The organism is Dictyoglomus sp. (assembly GCA_025060475.1).
Lineage (GTDB): Bacteria > Dictyoglomota > Dictyoglomia > Dictyoglomales > Dictyoglomaceae > NZ13-RE01.
In genome coordinates this window covers 115,161-131,903 of sequence record JANXBZ010000002.1, presented here as the reverse complement: position 1 = coordinate 131,903, position 16,743 = coordinate 115,161, and the positions used below count along the sequence as shown (strand labels likewise).

At 30.0% G+C, this 16,743-nt stretch carries 14 protein-coding genes; 5 read left to right on the top strand and 9 right to left on the bottom strand.

The features are described 5' to 3' along the window. The first annotated feature begins 16 nt into the window (after positions 1-16). The 5 genes from NZ841_01735 (at position 17) to NZ841_01715 (ending at position 8,325) form a co-directional block, all read left to right on the top strand. Positions 17-1,039 (top strand): LacI family transcriptional regulator, encoded by a 1,023-nt coding sequence (locus NZ841_01735; GenBank protein MCS7201487.1) that lies wholly within the window; start codon positions 17-19, stop codon positions 1,037-1,039. A gap of 157 nt (positions 1,040-1,196) precedes the next feature. Further along, the gene (gene malE, locus NZ841_01730; GenBank protein MCS7201486.1) at positions 1,197-2,387 is read left to right on the top strand and encodes a maltose/maltodextrin ABC transporter substrate-binding protein MalE; all 1,191 of its coding nucleotides are present in this window, start codon (positions 1,197-1,199) and stop codon (positions 2,385-2,387) included. A 65-nt stretch (positions 2,388-2,452) separates the two neighbouring features. Continuing rightward, positions 2,453-4,189: an ABC transporter permease subunit gene (locus tag NZ841_01725; protein ID MCS7201485.1), complete on the top strand. Its 1,737-nt coding sequence runs from the start codon at positions 2,453-2,455 to the stop codon at positions 4,187-4,189. After that, positions 4,189-6,441, top strand: coding sequence for an ABC transporter permease subunit (locus NZ841_01720; GenBank protein MCS7201484.1), 2,253 nt, complete (start codon positions 4,189-4,191; stop codon positions 6,439-6,441). Before NZ841_01725 ends, NZ841_01720 begins: the two co-directional genes overlap by 1 nt. A gap of 15 nt (positions 6,442-6,456) precedes the next feature. Then, entirely contained in the window at positions 6,457-8,325 is a 1,869-nt protein-coding gene (locus tag NZ841_01715; protein MCS7201483.1) for a glycosyl hydrolase 53 family protein, read from the top strand. A 27-nt stretch (positions 8,326-8,352) separates the two neighbouring features. On the opposite strand, the gene NZ841_01710 is transcribed toward NZ841_01715, so the two are convergent. The 9 genes from NZ841_01710 to NZ841_01670 form a co-directional block, all read right to left on the bottom strand. Then, positions 8,353-9,237 carry a homocysteine S-methyltransferase family protein gene (locus NZ841_01710; GenBank protein MCS7201482.1) on the bottom strand — a complete coding sequence of 295 codons (885 nt, stop codon included), beginning with the start codon at positions 9,235-9,237 and terminating at the stop codon, positions 8,353-8,355. Continuing rightward, positions 9,231-10,232, bottom strand: a complete 1,002-nt coding sequence (gene hypE, locus NZ841_01705) for a hydrogenase expression/formation protein HypE (protein ID MCS7201481.1) — start codon at positions 10,230-10,232, stop codon at positions 9,231-9,233. Before hypE ends, NZ841_01710 begins: the two co-directional genes overlap by 7 nt. Beyond that, complete coding sequence (gene hypD, locus NZ841_01700; protein ID MCS7201480.1) at positions 10,220-11,284, bottom strand: hydrogenase formation protein HypD; 1,065 nt, start codon at positions 11,282-11,284, stop codon at positions 10,220-10,222. The genes hypE and hypD overlap by 13 nt, the downstream gene beginning before the upstream one ends. A 2-nt stretch (positions 11,285-11,286) precedes the next feature. After that, positions 11,287-11,496 (bottom strand): HypC/HybG/HupF family hydrogenase formation chaperone, encoded by a 210-nt coding sequence (locus tag NZ841_01695; GenBank protein MCS7201479.1) that lies wholly within the window; start codon positions 11,494-11,496, stop codon positions 11,287-11,289. A 73-nt stretch (positions 11,497-11,569) separates the two neighbouring features. Next, positions 11,570-12,670 carry a glycosyltransferase family 4 protein gene (locus NZ841_01690; protein ID MCS7201478.1) on the bottom strand — a complete coding sequence of 367 codons (1,101 nt, stop codon included), beginning with the start codon at positions 12,668-12,670 and terminating at the stop codon, positions 11,570-11,572. Further along, entirely contained in the window at positions 12,664-13,626 is a 963-nt protein-coding gene (locus NZ841_01685; protein ID MCS7201477.1) for a glycosyltransferase family 2 protein, read from the bottom strand. Before NZ841_01685 ends, NZ841_01690 begins: the two co-directional genes overlap by 7 nt. 8 nt (positions 13,627-13,634) lie before the next feature. Further along, the gene (locus NZ841_01680; protein ID MCS7201476.1) at positions 13,635-14,627 is read right to left on the bottom strand and encodes a glycosyltransferase family 4 protein; all 993 of its coding nucleotides are present in this window, start codon (positions 14,625-14,627) and stop codon (positions 13,635-13,637) included. Continuing rightward, positions 14,624-15,703 carry a glycosyltransferase family 2 protein gene (locus tag NZ841_01675; protein MCS7201475.1) on the bottom strand — a complete coding sequence of 360 codons (1,080 nt, stop codon included), beginning with the start codon at positions 15,701-15,703 and terminating at the stop codon, positions 14,624-14,626. The genes NZ841_01680 and NZ841_01675 overlap by 4 nt, the downstream gene beginning before the upstream one ends. A 35-nt stretch (positions 15,704-15,738) precedes the next feature. Then, complete coding sequence (locus NZ841_01670) at positions 15,739-16,743, bottom strand: glycosyltransferase (protein ID MCS7201474.1); 1,005 nt, start codon at positions 16,741-16,743, stop codon at positions 15,739-15,741.

Below are 16,743 nucleotides of genomic sequence, written 5' to 3'. Positions count from 1 at the left end.
GAAGGGAGAAAATTTTGTGAAAATTTCCCCATTAATAAAGGAAAAAATTAAAAATGAGATATTAAAGTTCATAGAAAAAAATAGAGGAAAAAATTATGTTAGAATACCATCAGAAAGAAACTTGGCAGAAAAATACAACGTAAGTAGAACTACTATTCGTTCTGTTATAAAAGAGCTTATAAATAATGGAGTAATAGTTCAATTTCAAGGTAAAGGGACATATATAGTACCCAAACTTAAGGAAAAAGATATACACATAATATATTCTCCTGACATAAAGAAAAATGATCCTTTTTATACAAAATTTTTTCTAGAACTAAGTTCACTGTCTTCAAAAGAAGATATAAATATAATATTTGCAAATATTGACAATCTACATAAAAAAGATATTCCTTTAATTATTGTTGGCCTTATTAATGAGGATCTGATGAGAAAAATAAAAGAATTTTACAATGTTATAATAACCATTGAACAATATTTAGCTCACGATGAAATAATTCAAGTATCTATTGATGATTATAAAATTGGATGGATTGCAGGAGAGATATTAATAAACTATGGTTTTAGAAATTTAATTCATTTAGCAGGCCCTGAAAAATATACTGCTCCTTATCTAAGAAAACTTGGTTTTATTGATAGGTTAAAGAAAGAAACAAAAATTTACTATGAGATCCTAGAGGGAAAAATGAATTGGAATTCCGGGTATGAACTCGGAGAAGTTATTCTCCAAAGATTTAATAACATTAAAAATCCCTTAGGAATATTTACTGCTAATGACTGGATGGCAATTGGATTGATACAAAGATTAAGAGAAAAAAGGATAAAGATTGGAGAGGAAATTTCTATAATAGGTTGTGATAATATACCTTTAGCAAGCGAAGTTGTTCCATCCCTCACTACTTTTGACTGGAATGTAAAGAGTATAATTTTAGAGATAATCCACATAATTAATAGTATTTATTCTGGAAAAACTTTACAAAGCAAAAGGATTTTAATTCCTGCAAAACTAATCTTGAGGGAAACCCTTAAAAAAGTTTGATTTTACTTTATTGACAGAAATTCTATAGAATGATATTATAAATTGGCATTAAATTGGTTTAAAAGTGGTTTAAAATCAAGATGAGGAGGTGAGACGATAAATTTTTAAAAAATCTTCCCCCTGAAAAATACATCTCAATGAAAGGAGGATTTCTTAAATGAGAAAATTGAGCCTTTTATTTTTGATACTTTCCTTAATAGTTTTCTCTTTAACCTCTGCTCAAGCCACAAAAATAACCATTTGGTGCTCTGAAAAGCAGGTAGACATTCTTCAGAGATTAGGAGAAGAATTCAAAGCAAAGTACGGAGTTGCTGTAGAAGTTCAATATGTAGAATTTGGATCTATAAAACCTAATTTCTTAACAGCTGCCCCTCTAGGAAAAGGTGCAGACATTATTGTTGGCGCTCATGACTGGGTAGGTGAGTTAGTAGTTAATGGATTATTGGAGCCTATTCCTGAATTCAAGGATATAAAACAATTTTATGATACTGCCTTAAAAGCTTTTTCCTATGGAGGAAAGCTTTATGGTCTACCCTATGCCATGGAGGCTATTGCCTTAATTTATAATAAAGATTATGTAAAAAATCCACCATTAACTATGGAAAGTTTAATTACTACTGCGAAGAAGATAAATACTGCATATAAAGGTAAAGTGAAGGGATTCGTTACTAGCGCAGCTGAATTTTATTACGTAGCACCTGTTATCTTTGGTTATGGTGGATATGTATTTAAAGATACTCCCACAGGACTTGATGTATCAGATATTGGACTTGCTACCCCAGGAGCTATAAAGGGTGTAAAATTATGGAAAAGATTAGTAGATGAAGGAATTTTAAGTCCTGGAGATAACTATCAAATTATGGATTCTTTATTCAAAGAAGGAAAAGCAGCAATGATTATCAATGGTCCTTGGGCAGTAAAAGCCTATAAAGACGCAGGAGTAAATTATGGAGTAACGGTTATTCCCAATTTAGAAGCAAAAGTTCCTGCAAAGCCTTTCGTGGGTGTCCAAGGATTTATGGTAAATGCCAAATCTCCCAATAAAGTTCTTGTTAGAGAATTTCTTATAAACTTTATTGCCACAAAGGATACTATGCATAAGATTTATCTTGCAGATCCAAGACTGCCTGCAAGAAAGGATGTACTTGCTCTTGTAAAGGATAATCCTGATATTGTTGGATTTACAAAGAGTGCTTCTAATGGAATTCCTATGCCTAATGTTCCAGAAATGGCTGCAGTTTGGGGCGCTATGAATGATGCTCTTAATTTAGTTGTAAATGGAAAAGCAACGCCTGAAGAAGCACTAAGTAATGCAGTAAAAACAATAAGAGCTCAAATTAAAAAATAAAATTTAAGAAAAAAAGCCCAAGGGTAATCCCCTTGGGCTTTCAATTTTTAGGAGGGAGAAGATAAGTGGTTAAAATATTAAAAATCCTCTTATGGTTTATATTAGCATTATTAAATGCTATCTTTTTATTATTTGGAATTTACCTAATCCGAAATGCCTATTATGAGCTGGGGATTGTTCTTCTTTCTGCTCTTATTCTTATAGATTTCTTTATTTTAAATCCTAAAGCTTATCCTTATAGATATACAATTCCTGCTCTTATTTTTTTATTTCTTCTTGTTCTTTATCCCATTTATTTTACTATCAAAACTGCCTTTACTAATTATGGAACGGGCCATATTTTTACAAGAGAAGAAGCTATAGAAAGGCTTCTTTATGATCCGAACTATACATACATTTTAGAAGAAAAGCCTATAAAGTTTAAAATTTTTTCTGTTTTTAAAGATTCTCAGCCCACTGATGATTTTTTAATAATTTTTGAGATTGATAAAGAATATTATATAGGAGGGATTCCTCTCCCTAAAAAACAAAGGGGAAGAGAAATTCTTTTAAGAGAGGGAAAGCTTACAAAGATAAAAAATAAAATTTTTGACTTAGATGGAAAAACCTTTGAGGTTTCTCCTTATCCCTTCAACATCGATAATATTGATTTCATTTCAACTTCTAATAAAGTTTATAAACCTATATTTATGTTAGATAATCCTGAACTTGAGAAAAATTTCTACTACTTTACCTTAATTATCCAGAAATATCTAATTCAAACGGAATATGTAGATAAAGAGACAGGAAAAATTTTAGGAGTAAAAATAGACAACGATGGAAGATGGAAATTCTTTATAGTAGATAGACTTTATAGGTTATCTTATGAAAATATTGGAGAAGATGGTAAAACAAAAACAAAACTTGTAATTATCAATACAAAGACAAAAAAAACTATTATTGAAGAAAAGGGATCTTTTTATGATATTGATGATAAGGGAAATAGAATTTTTCTTGTAGGTTATTCCGCTTTTGTAGGATTTGAAAATTTTACAAGAATTTTAACAGACGAACAAGTTTCAGGACCATTCTTCAGAGTTTTCCTATGGACTATAATTTGGTCTTTATTAACAGTTTTATTTTCTTTCTCCTTAGGACTTTCCTTTGCCTTAGTTCTTAATAATAGAAAATTAAAAGGTAGAAATCTTTATAGAACATTACTTATTATTCCTTGGGCTATTCCCTATTTCATATCAGTCTTGACTTGGAGAAATGGTATTTTCAATGAAACCTACGGTATTCTTAATAAAATAATCCTTCCCTTTTTAGGAATGGAACCGATAAAATGGTTTAATGATCCCTTCTGGGCTAAAGTTATATGCTTAACTGTTAATACCTGGCTTACTTTTCCTTATATGATGACCGTTTCCTTAGGAGCTCTTCAAGGAATACCCGATGAGCTCTATGAAGTTTCAGCTATCGATGGGGCTGGAAAATGGCATAGATTTTGGTATATTACCTTTCCATTACTTCTTGCAGTTGTTGCTCCTTTACTTATCAGTAGTTTTGCTTATACATTTAATAACTTTACCCTTATTTATCTTTTAACCGCTGGAGGTCCCCCTATGGTTGGGGCGACAACTCCCGCAGGACATACTGATATTTTAATATCCTATGTATATAAATTAGCTTTTGAAGGGCGAGGACAGGAATTTGGATTTGCTAGTGCTATAGCCATTCTTATTTTCTTCTTAGTTGCAGGAATTAGTCTTATGAATTTTAAGCTATCAGGAGCTTTTGAAGAGATAAGAGGTGAACAATAATGGTTGGAGAAGGAAGAAAAAGTTTATTAACTCATTTAATTTTATGGATTGTTATCCCTATAATTCTCTTTCCCATAATTTGGGTGGTATCAACTTCCATAAGAAGAGACGAGGCTGCTTTCTCAACAAAGATTTTTTCTTCAAGATTAACCCTTCAACACTATATAGACTTAATAGCACCCGAGAAAAATATTCCTGTTCTTATACAGGAACTCCAAAACTTAGTTTTAAGAACACCGCCTTATGATAAATGGAAGGATGAGAAGATTAATAGACTTATAGAAGAAGATTTAAAGGCATTACAAAATTATATAAAGGAAACTCAAGAAAGGTATATATATTCTAAAGAATCCTTTGATAAAGTAAATAACTTTCTTTCTTCTAAAAATGAAGAAATTAAAAAAAGAACTTTATCAATACTTTTAGAATTAAAAAAATTTTTAGAAGGAAAGATTTCTAAGGAAAAATCCCTAAGAAATAATCTAAAAGAAAATAATACCTCTTTAAAAAAACTTAAAGAAAGGCTTTATGAAATTTCTGAAAGAATAAAGAAAAACTCTATAGAGATAAGCAAAATTAAAAATAATTACATATCCTTACAAGAAAATATTCTTAACATAAATAAAGAATTTAGTTATAAGATAAATCCACAGATTGAATTCCTAAATAAGAGCCTAACTAAGAATTCCAATATCTTGCCTGCGTCTTTTATAGATATCAAAAAGGATAATTTTTTATCGAAGTCTCTAAATATTTTAGAAAATATTATCAAAAAGATTGAAAAATATCCTGATCTTTCTGAGACTTTAAATTCCTTAAACAATCTTTATAGTAACTTGAAGAAGCAAGAAAATCTTTTGCTTAATCAATCAAGGGAAATATATATAAGCATAAGAGAATTGAATTCTAAGATTTCCCCATCGATTTCTAAACTTGAATATAACATTAAAGAACTTAAAAAGGAAGAAAGAAAATTGGCTTTATTAGAACAAGAAAATGAGTTTTTAGAAATACAAAAGGAAATTTTGGGAACAGAAATAAAAGAAGAGGAAGAAGAACTAAAACCTCTTTCTAAAGATTTAGAAATTTCTAATTTCTTAAAAAAATTAGAAGAAAAGATAAAAGATATTGAAAACACTAAAAATTTTGAAGATTTAATCATCCTTTGCGCACCTATAGAGGGGGAATTTAGAGATTTTGTCAGCAACTATATCATGAATTTTGATAGAGATGAATTAGTGTCTAAAATAGAATCTTCTGCAGATAAATTGAGATGGTTTCAGGAATATAGTACATTTTTAGAAAAATTTGATCTTTTCACAAGGAATTTTAATAAAACCATGGAGAAAACCCAAGTCTATCTTTCAGATTTAATCTTAAAAAAGATGTCCATAAAACCAGAAATTTTAGATAAATTATATAATATTGCCAAAACTGATTATGTGAACCTTGTGAGCCCCAATATGAATATTGTTTCCAAAAAGGCAGGAGATCTAATGGATCTACTACCCTACAGAGAAATTAAGGGGCATTTAAATAGAATTGATGGAGAATTATTTAGAATCGATCAAATATGGAAGCAGAAAACAAAACATTATTTCTTAAGATGGGTTAGAAACTCAATTTTTGTTGCTGGTTTTGCTGCAATTATAACCACCATCATATGCTCCATTGCTGCCTATCCCTTTAGCAGATTAAGATTTTGGGGAAGAAGATATGGAATAATGACTCTTCTTCTAATCCAGATGTTTCCCAGTGCAGTTTATATGATCGCTATATATAGCCTTCTCAATTTATTAGGGAAGTTTATTCCCTTTTTAGGCTTGGATACTCTAACAGGACTTACCTTTGTTTATCTTGGCAACATTGCATATAACATGTATATAATCAAAGGATTTTACGACACCATTCCTGATTCTTTAGAAGAATCCGCAATGATTGATGGTGCCACAAGATTTCAAACCTTTTATAAGATAGTTATTCCCCTTGCTCGACCTATTCTCGCAGTAGTAGTAATTTTAACTTTTATGAGTGTCTTTAATGAATTCATCTTTGCAAGAATTATATTGCGAGATGCCAAAAATTATACATATGCTATTGGACTTTGGACCTTCTCCTCAGGACCATATCTTACAGAATGGGGCTTATTCACAGCAGCTGCCCTTCTTGGAATGTTGCCTATGACTATTTTATTCCTTTCCCTTCAAAGATATATAGTTTCTGGACTTACTAAGGGAGCAGTAAAGGGATAAAGGGAGGTGAAATTCATGAGATCCAATAAACTTTTCTCAATATTTAAAATAATGACCATGTTGGGACTAGTTTCCTTTCTTGTACCAGGATTTTCAGAAACCAAAATATTTGTAAATCCCATTGAGAATCTACCACCAGATTTTATTAAAGGAATTGATGTTTCAATGCTTTATCAGATTGAAGAGAATGGTGGTAAATTTTACGACAATGGCATAGAAAAGGATCCTCTTAAGATATTAAAGGACCATGGAGTAAACTGGATAAGATTAAGAGTTTGGAATGATCCCTATGATGAGAAGGGACAACCCCTAGGAGGAGGAAACTGTGATTACATAAAAATGACAAAAATTGCTCAAAGAGCAAAAGCTTTAGGATTAAAGGTATGTCTTGATTTTCACTATAGTGATTGGTGGGCAGATCCAGGAAAACAGACAAAGCCAAAAGCATGGAAAGATTTAAAAGGAACATCCTTAGTTAAAGAAGTGTCTAATTTTACTACTAAAGTTTTAGATTACATGAAAAAGAATAATGCCCTTCCTGATATGGTCCAATTAGGAAACGAAATAAACAATGGATTTTTATGGCCTGATGGACAACTTATTGGGGTAAATGTAGGAGGATTTGATGGATTTGTAAAACTACTAAATGCTGGAATCAGCGCTGTGAGAAAAATAAGTAAGTCTATTAAAATTGCTCTTCATTTATCCGATGGTGGGAATAATTCTTTATATCGCTGGTTCTTTGCAGAAATGGTAGCAAGAAAGGTAGATTTTGACATTATTGGAGTATCATATTATCCCTACTGGCATGGAACTCTCGAAGAATTAAAAGCAAACTTAAATGATATTTCCCAAAGATTTAACAAGGATGTAGTAATTCTTGAAACTGCTTATGCATGGACCTTACAAGACGTGGATGGACATCCCAATATTTTTGGGGGAGATATGGAAGTAATGGGAGGATATAAAGCAACAATTCAGGGGCAGGCTACTGCAATAAGAGACATTATGGAAGTTGTTGCTCAAGTTCCCAACAAAAGAGGCTTAGGAATATTTTACTGGGAAGGATGTTGGATACCTGTAAAGGGAGCAGGTTGGAAAACTGGAGAAGGAAATCCCTGGGAAAATCAAGCCTTATTTGATTTTAATGGGAATGCTCTACCCTCCCTAGATGTTTTTAATCTTGTTTATGGAAAATCCTACATAAAGCCTGAACCCAGGGAATTGCTTTCTGACGTAAATATAAAAACTTCTACAGGCGAAATACCGCGACTTCCTGAAAAGGTTAAAATCTTATTTTCTGATGATTCTATAAGATCAATTCCAGTTACATGGGAAGAGATTGATAAATCATTAATTTCTACACCAGGAACCTTTAAAATAAAAGGTGTTGCCAGAGATGTAAATATTAATGTATTTGCAAAAATAACTGTTATTGGAGAAAAGAATTTTGTTCAGAATCCAAGTTTCGAGTCAGGAAGTTTTGATCCCTGGATAGTAGTAGGAGATAGAACTGCAGTAAAAGTAGTTAAAGCAAGTCCTCCTCAGAATGCTAAATCTGGAGAATATGCAGTAAATTATTGGCTTGATAAGCCATTTAAATTTGAAATGTACCAACTAATTAAGGGACTGAAAAATGGAAATTACAAAGTAAGTTTTTGGATTCAAGGTGGAGGAGGAGAGAATATTCTGAAACTTAAAGTAAGCGAATATGGAGGAGAAGATTTGATTCTAGATATTGTAAATACTGGATGGCTTAAATGGAGTAATCCTACTATAAAAGGAATAAAAGTTTCCAACGGTCAATGTAAAATTAGTATTATAGTTGATGGTAATACAGGAAATTGGGGCTGGATTGATGATTTTGAATTAACAGAAGAATAATTATAGGGGAGGGATATTCCCTCCCCATTATATTCTACCTTTTTCTTTAAAAATCTTATAAGCTTCCTTTATGAATTCAGGATTTGTTCCACAACATCCCCCAATAAAATTTACTCCTAAATCTAACATTTCTTCAACAAAAACTGCAAAATTAGAGGGAGATTCTGAATAAACCAATTTTCTATTAATAATTTGAGGCATACCTGCATTGGGCTGTATTAAAATAGGAAGATTTGTTGACTTTCTAAGTATAGGTGCTATTTTTCTCATATCTTCAATTCCTTTTCCACAATTTGCTCCCACAAAATCTGCCCCTTCCTTTTCCAACTCCCTCATAGATATTTCTACCTCATCTCCAAAGGGAGTTCTTCCACCCTTTGCTCCCCATTCAAAACTCATAGTGACACCTACTATACATCCTAACCTTTTTGCGGATCTTAAGGCTATTTTCGCTTCATTCAAGGAAATCATGGTCTCTATAAGAATAAAGTCCACCCCTGAATCTCTCAATATTTCTATCTGTTCAGAAAAAATCTCTTCTGCTTCTTCTTCTGTAATATCCCCATATGGCTCAATAAGTTCTCCTAAAGGTCCTACCGACCCTGCAATTAATATTCCCTTACTTTTAAATTTTAATGCAATCTCTACTGCCCTTTTATTTATTTCTTTAACTTTTCCCTCTAGATCTTTTCTTTTTAATCTTAACCTGTTTCCTCCAAAAGTATTAGTCTCAATCACCATAGCCCCAGAAGAAATATAATCTCTATGGATATCCTCAACAATATTAGGATTATCCATATTCCAAAGCTCTGGAGGTATTCCTATGGGAAGACCTCTTCTTTGAAGCTCTGTCCCCATAGCACCATCAAAAAGTAGATTTCTTTTTAAAAATTCTTTATTATCCTTTAACATATTCTTGGAAGGAGATCCTTTCTTAATGGATCTAAAATTCTTCTTGTACCAATCTTAGTCCTTAAATACACCTTATTTCCCTTACCTTTAATTTCTCCAATAATTCTTCCTTCTTTTCCTAGTTCATGTTTATTCAAAAATTCAACAATTTTATCTCCTTCTTCCCTTGTCACTATAATAATTACCTTTCCTTCGTTAGCAGAATAAAGAGGATCTATGCCTAAAATCTCACTTGCAGATCTCACCCAATCCTTTAGAGGAATCTTTTCTTCTTCAATTTCTATTTCCACATTATATCTCTGAGCAACCTCATTTAAAACTCCCGCAACTCCACCCCTTGTGGGATCTCTCATAAATTTAATTCCTTTAAAAAATGAAAGAAGAGGTAAAGTTAGAGAATTTAAAGGAGCAAGATCTGACTTTATTTCTTCTCCTATTTTAACTCCTAATCTTTGAAGCATTAGAGAAATCCCATGTTCTCCAATTCCTCCATTAACAATTATCAAGTCCCCCTCCTCTATTTTTCTCCCTCTCCAATCCAAATCTTTTTCTATTATTCCAATGCCAGTTGTATTTATAAAAATCTTGTCCCCTTTTCCTTTTTCTACAACTTTTGTATCCCCTGTAATAATTTTTACTCCACATTCCCTACTTGCATTACTCATAGATTGGAGGATTTTTCTAAATTCATTTAAAGTTAGACCCTCTTCAATAATAAATCCCACACTCAAATATAAAGGTTTTGCTCCCATTACCGATAAATCATTTACAGTTCCATAAATAGAAAGTTTTCCTATATCTCCTCCGTTAAAAAAGATAGGAGATACTACAAAAGAATCAGTAGTAAAAGCAATCTTTCCTTCTATATTAAAAACTCCTGAATCTAATAACTCACCTAATATTTCATTTCCAAAATATTTTAAAATTTCCTCTTCAATAAGCCTTTTTGTCAGTTCTCCTCCACTTCCATGAGAAAGAAGAATTATCTCTTCCATCTATTTCCCCCATAAATATAATAAGCAGAACATGTCCCTTCAGAAGAAACCATACAGGGACCCTTTGGATTTTCAGGAGTACATATCCTTCCATAAAGGGGACACTCTGGAGGTTTTAATACACCTCTTAGTACCTCACCACATTTACATAATAAATTCCCCTTAGATTCAATCTTTACAGGATAAATTTTTCTTATATCGATATCTTCAAATTCTTCTTTTAGTATAAGACCACTGTTATCAATAATACCAAACCCTCTCCATTTTGCAGGTCCTTTTTTAAAAACCTTATATATGAAATCTAAAGCTTTTTTGTTACCTTCTTCTTTTACGCTCTTTTTATAGGCATTTATAAGAGAAGCTTTTCCTTCCTCAATAGTAATTACCAAAAGATATATGCCATATAAAATTTCTTCAGGTTTAAAACCTGTAATTGCGAAGGGAATATTATATTGATTAAAAACCTCTTCCCATCCTTTTCTTCCAATAATAGTAGATACATGTCCTGGACCAATAATCCCATCAAGTTTTACCTCTCCCATATCAAGTATTGCCTTAATAGCAGGAGGAGTTAATTTATGAAGAGAAAGAAAGAATAAATTGGGAATATTTTCTTCTTTTATTTTTATTAAAGTATAAGCAAAGTTAGGAGCTGTAGTCTCAAAACCGATTCCCACTAAAATATATTTTTTATTTTTATTTTTTTTAGCTATATTTAATGCCTCAAGGGGAGAGTATATAACAATTACTTCCTTTCCCTTTGCTCTTAAATAATTTAAACTTCCCGTGGAACCTGGAACATTTATTAAATCTCCAAAAGTAATTATTCCAAAATTGTAATTTTCTGAGAGAAATAAGATATAATCAATATCTTCTTCTGCTGTTACGCATACAGGACACCCAGGACCCGAGAAAAGATGAATATTTTCTGGTAAAATTTCTCTAATTCCATATCTAAAAATCTCATGAGTATGGGTTCCACAAAATTCCATTATATTTATTTCTTTTTTCGATATATCCTTTATCCTTTCTACAAAATCTTTCACTTTCATTACTAAGATTTTTCTAAAATTTCAAGAACCTCCTCTGCTTCATCTTGAGAAAGAATACTTATTGAAAATCCAGCATGGACAATCACATAATCTCCTATTTTAACTTCTGGGGTAAAAATAGTACTTATTTCAATAGTAGCCCCTCCCATATCTACAAGAGCAACATTATCATCTTTTATTTCTATCACTTTTAATGGTACTCCAAGACACACAGCCTTCCTCCAAGTTTTCTCTCAGATTAACTATATAACCTTCTTTCTATGAATGCAAGAGTCTATTAATTTTTCATATCTCTAATATTACTTCCAAATGTTTTTTAGCGGATTCCTCCCATGTAAATTTATTAACTCTTCTCCAGCCTTTTTCAATTAATCTTTCTCTTAAATTTCTGTCTTGAAAAACTGATATGATTCCCTTAGCTATTTCCATAGGATTATAGGGGTTTACATAATATACAGCATCTTCACATATCTCTCTAATTACTGGAATATCTGATGCAACTACTGGACATCCGCATGCCATAGCCTCAAGAGGAGGAAGACCAAATCCCTCATAGATTGAGGGAAATACAAGTATACTTGCCAAGTTATATATCTTAGGAATATCGAACTTCTCCACGTAACCAGTAAAAACAACTCTTTCCTGTAGATCATTATCTTTTGATAATAAATTAAAAACTTCAATATCTTCTTTTATAAATCCCTCTTTTTTCCCAACAATAACTAAACTTAAATCATCAATTTCCTCTTTTACTATTTTAAAAGCCAAAAGAGTATTTTTAAGATTTTTATGAGGTTTCACATTTCCCACATATAAGATAAATTTTTCTGGAAGATTATATCTAAAGATTATATTCTTAAGATCTTTTTTATCATATTTCTTGAATATATTAGTATCAACACCATTATAAATAACTGTAATCTTTTCTCTTTTTACTCCTGTATATTTAATAATTTCTTGTTTAGAAAAATTTGAGACTGTAATAACCCTATCCGATAATCTTACCGCAGAATTTACAAGAAATTTTGCATAATTTCTTTCAAAATAATTGTATATACCAGAAAAAGCAAGATGAAAAACATCATGTATCGTTACTAATCTTCTCTTTGCTTTAATTGGTAAAACTGGTACATTAAAATGGGGAGACCAAAAAATATCACATTTTCTAATCTTCCAAGGAAGCTCTATCTGTTCAAAAGGAGAATAGATCGAAGATTTAACAGTAATAACTTCAATACTTTCATTAGCTACATATTTTTTAATTTTTTCCTTATCTCCTAAAAAAATTAAATTTATCTCCTTATTTAGATAGGGTATTAAATTCTGGAGATATGTCCCTATTCCAGAGAAATCTATCATGCGACAGTCAAGAATTAGATTCAACATTTACTATCCTTTATAGCTTTAAACATAAGTCCAACTCTTTTAAATTGTTTCCTCTTAATTCTATTTATTAAAACACCAAGATAACTCAAATAAACAAAAACTAAATATTGCGGATAAAATTTTCTTGTAAAAATTATTCTATTTCTCATCCAATAATAATCAGCAATTTCACTTTTTTCCTTTCCTATTGAACTTGAACCTATGCTTTCTCCTTCCTTATGATAGACTTTACTTTTCCAACAATAAAGAAGCTTATAACCTTTTCTTTTTGCCCTTTCACTCCAATCCAAATCTTCGAAATATAAAAAATATTTCTCATCCATTAATCCCACATCTAGTATAAACTCTTTTGGAACAAACATACATGCACCAATAACATAATCTATATTGTAAATTTCTTTATCATACTGTCCTTTATCTTCTTCAAAACCTCCTATATGGCTTGTTAAGGCTAAATATTTATTAAATCTACCTCCTATTCCTTGAAAAATTCTAGGATTCCAATAATACAAGAGTTTTGAGCCTATAATACCAACTTTTATTCCTTTCTTTTTTTTCTCCTCCGCATAATTTATTAATTCTATTAAAGAAGACGAGTCTAATATTAAATCATTATTTAATATCCAGACATACGAAAAATCATTTTTTTCTAAGGCATACCTAAGACCAGTATTAACTCCTCCTGCGTAACCTTTGTTTTCTTGGTTTATTAAGACAATTGGATATTTAAGATTATAAGATCCAAAAATAATTCTATTATTTCTCTCTACATAGTATTCATTACTCCAGTTCTTATCTTTAAAAAACTTTAATAAATTTTCTTTTAAATCTTCTGAAGGGTTATTATTAATCAGAACTATTTGAAAATCTTGATAATTTAAATTTAAAAGATTTTCTAGCAAATTTAGAGTATCCTTTAGTCCTTTATAATGGATTATAATAACATATATTTTCATGTCTTTATCTAAAGAAGAACTGATAAAATCCTCAAGTTATCTTTAGTGAATCTTGCTCCTAATTCCTTAGCTCTATTGGACAATCTAATTTTTTCCTCTAGAGATAGATTGAAATATTCTATGACCTTTTTAGCTATCTTCTCTCTATCTAAAGGCACAACAAAATTTTCATTAAGTTCTTTTATTATTTCTTTTACTCCAGTAAACTCAGAAACAATAGCAGGAAGTCCTCCTAAAAGAGCTTCTAATGTGCTTACAGAAAAAACTTCTCCTCTTCCTGTATGCAAGTATAAAGAACACTCAGGAATAAACTCTTCTACTTTCTTATATCCCAAAAAGAATACTCCATCGCTTTTAAATTTTTCTTTTATTTTATCATCCCAATGCCCTAGTATAAAAAGTTTAGAATCATGAAATTCTTTCCTAATTTCCTTGAAAGAATCTATGATAAGATCTAGACCCTTATAATACCAATCTGGACCATTGGAAATAAAAAGTATATTGTGGTTAGAAAGATTTTTAGGAGTAATATAAAGAAGTTTCTTATACCTTTCTTCTTCAATATAGGGATATATAATTATATATTTAGCATTAGGAAAGATCTGTCTCAAGAATTTACTCACCATTTCCCCTACACATATGAATAAATCTACTTTTCTCAAGGCTTTTTTAAATAAAATTCTTTTTAAAAAATTTGTTCTTCTAATAATATAATAATAAAAAGAAGGATCTGCAGAAATATTTATTATATTCTTTTTAAATCTTTTAATAGGAAGATATTTAAACAAACTAGGAATCAGGAATGTTCCCTCGCAAAGAAAAGTGGAATATTTTTGATAATTTCCTAAAATGGAATTAATAAAATATGCTATCACTTTGTAAGAATTACTTTTTTTGTAGTCAAGAATATCAGAATATTCGCATTTTAGGTAATCTGCAATAGCCTTATGAAAATAGTGAGGTCCATACGCGAAAAATAAAATTTTATTATTTGGCTTCATAATATTATTCTATCCTTATTAAAATTAAAAATTAAAATCATACGTTTTAATATTTCTTTGTCTGAGATCTTTCTAGTTTTTTGAACGGCAACTCTATATTTAAGTGTATTTCCTAAGTTTTTAATATTCCATATTATACTTTTAACTGACTTTATTACAGCTAGGAGAAATTTTATTGGTAGGCTTAAAAATAAATATATAAATAAATAAGGTAATGATAAATTCTTTATGAAAACTCTAAGTTTATTCCTATAATCCAAATAATAAGTGTTTAAATTTATTTTTTTAACTGTTTTAGAACCTTTATGATAGCAAATAGTATTTATATTAACTTTAAGCTCATACCTAAGCAAACGAGCTCTCCATGATAAATCTACATCTTCAAAATAAGCGAATAGTTCTTTGTCAAATATTTCTCCATTTTTAGTGATTTCTGAAATAAAATCCGTATTTATTAAAAGACATGCACCACTTAAGTAAAACAAATTTTTATTATTTAAAACTTTTTTAGGACGTGTATTACCTAAGAAATCACATGAAAAACCTAAATTATCAATTGAAAGATCCTGATAGCTTATAATTTTGGGTTGAACTAAAGCTATCCTACAGTTTTCAAGAATTGTTTTTACCAATTCTTTCAAAAGATCTTTTTCTATGACTGTATCGTTATTTAAGAGTAGAATATAATCGGGATTTAGATTTTTTAGAGCAAATCTTATTCCAATATTATTTCCCTCTGTAAATCCGTAATTTTTTTTATTCCTTATGAGTATTAATTTTCTATCTGAATCTAGACTTTTGTATTCTTTAATATCATAATTCTCCATTCCTTCTTCATATTCAAAGACTCTAATTGGTTTATTATTGGGATTATATTCGAAAAATTTTGATTTTACCTCTATTTCTCCACAGCAATATTTTTTTATTTTCTCGATGGAATCATCGTTAGAGCCATTATCTATTAAAACCATATCATAATTAGAATAATCAGTTTGATATACAGATTCTAAACAATCTATTGTATCCTGCCAACCGTTGTAATTTAGGATAATTATTGAAATTCTCAAAACTCTCATAAAAAACATCAAGATATTATATTATTTTCTAAAATTTATGGATTAAATAATTTAAATTTAAATTTTCGTAGCTTATTATATAACTTAGGATTAAGTCGAAGTATAACAACCTTAAAGATAATTAAGTAATTTTCAATTTCTATAAAATTCTTATAATTCTTAAAGTACAAAATTAATTTTTTAAGTAAATTTTTTCTGTTACTTTCTAATATTTCTTTCTTAAATTTGGTTTTTTTATTATAATTAATTAACAAATGTATCTTTTTTTCAGAAAGATAACAATTTTTGTCCTCTAGGATAATACTTATCATTGTTTCTCTTCTTTTTATATCTTCATTAAGTTCTGATATTATGTTTTTTATATAAATATTTTTATATTTAAAATCTTGTAGGACCATATTTTTATCATGCATTCTGTATAATGTAAGCTGTAATGGTATATAATCAACTTTATATCGTCTAGCTATATTAAAAGCTATCCACCAATCTTCACACCTATCGAATCCTTTTGACTTCGGAATAGGATAAAATAAGTTTTTATCTTTCGAACGTACCATAATAGTTCCCCCAGAAATAAAATTACCCACTATTAGTTTATCTAAAACGTATCCTTTATAAGGCGTTATTCTTTGCCATTTCCAAAATGAAGAATATAGTTCTCTACCCTTTTCGTCAATCAAAGTTAGGTCAGAATAGATTAAACCAATATCCTTTTCTTTGTCTAAATATTCAACCTGTAATTTACTCTTTTCTCTTTTCCATTTATCATCAGATCCTAAAAAAGCTATGTATTTTCCTTTGGCGAGTGAAATTCCTTTGTTTATAGCATCTATATAAGTTACTTTTTGTAAAAAAATCTTAATAATATTTTTGTACTTGTTAATTTTTTCGATAGAATCATCATTAGAGCCATAATCTACTACAATTAATTCTATTTCATCTTTAGGGAAATCTTGATTGATAACACTATCAATTGCTTCTTCTATATATTTTCCATAGTTATAATTAGCAATAATCACAGATAAAGTAGGAAATACCAT

Excerpts from the sequence above, each read along its gene's own strand:
- malE (MCS7201486.1), top strand. The coding sequence starts at position 1,197 with ATGAGAAAATTGAGCCTTTTATTTTTGATACTTTCCTTAATAGTTTTC.
- NZ841_01720 (MCS7201484.1), top strand. The coding sequence starts at position 4,189 with ATGGTTGGAGAAGGAAGAAAAAGTTTATTAACTCATTTAATTTTATGG.
- NZ841_01715 (MCS7201483.1), top strand. The coding sequence starts at position 6,457 with ATGAGATCCAATAAACTTTTCTCAATATTTAAAATAATGACCATGTTG.
- NZ841_01710 (MCS7201482.1), bottom strand. The coding sequence starts at position 9,237 with ATGTTAAAGGATAATAAAGAATTTTTAAAAAGAAATCTACTTTTTGAT.
- hypE (MCS7201481.1), bottom strand. The coding sequence starts at position 10,232 with ATGGAAGAGATAATTCTTCTTTCTCATGGAAGTGGAGGAGAACTGACA.
- hypD (MCS7201480.1), bottom strand. The coding sequence starts at position 11,284 with ATGAAAGTGAAAGATTTTGTAGAAAGGATAAAGGATATATCGAAAAAA.
- NZ841_01690 (MCS7201478.1), bottom strand. The coding sequence starts at position 12,670 with ATGTTGAATCTAATTCTTGACTGTCGCATGATAGATTTCTCTGGAATA.
- NZ841_01685 (MCS7201477.1), bottom strand. The coding sequence starts at position 13,626 with ATGAAAATATATGTTATTATAATCCATTATAAAGGACTAAAGGATACT.
- NZ841_01680 (MCS7201476.1), bottom strand. The coding sequence starts at position 14,627 with ATGAAGCCAAATAATAAAATTTTATTTTTCGCGTATGGACCTCACTAT.
- NZ841_01675 (MCS7201475.1), bottom strand. The coding sequence starts at position 15,703 with ATGAGAGTTTTGAGAATTTCAATAATTATCCTAAATTACAACGGTTGG.
- NZ841_01670 (MCS7201474.1), bottom strand. The coding sequence starts at position 16,743 with ATGGTATTTCCTACTTTATCTGTGATTATTGCTAATTATAACTATGGA.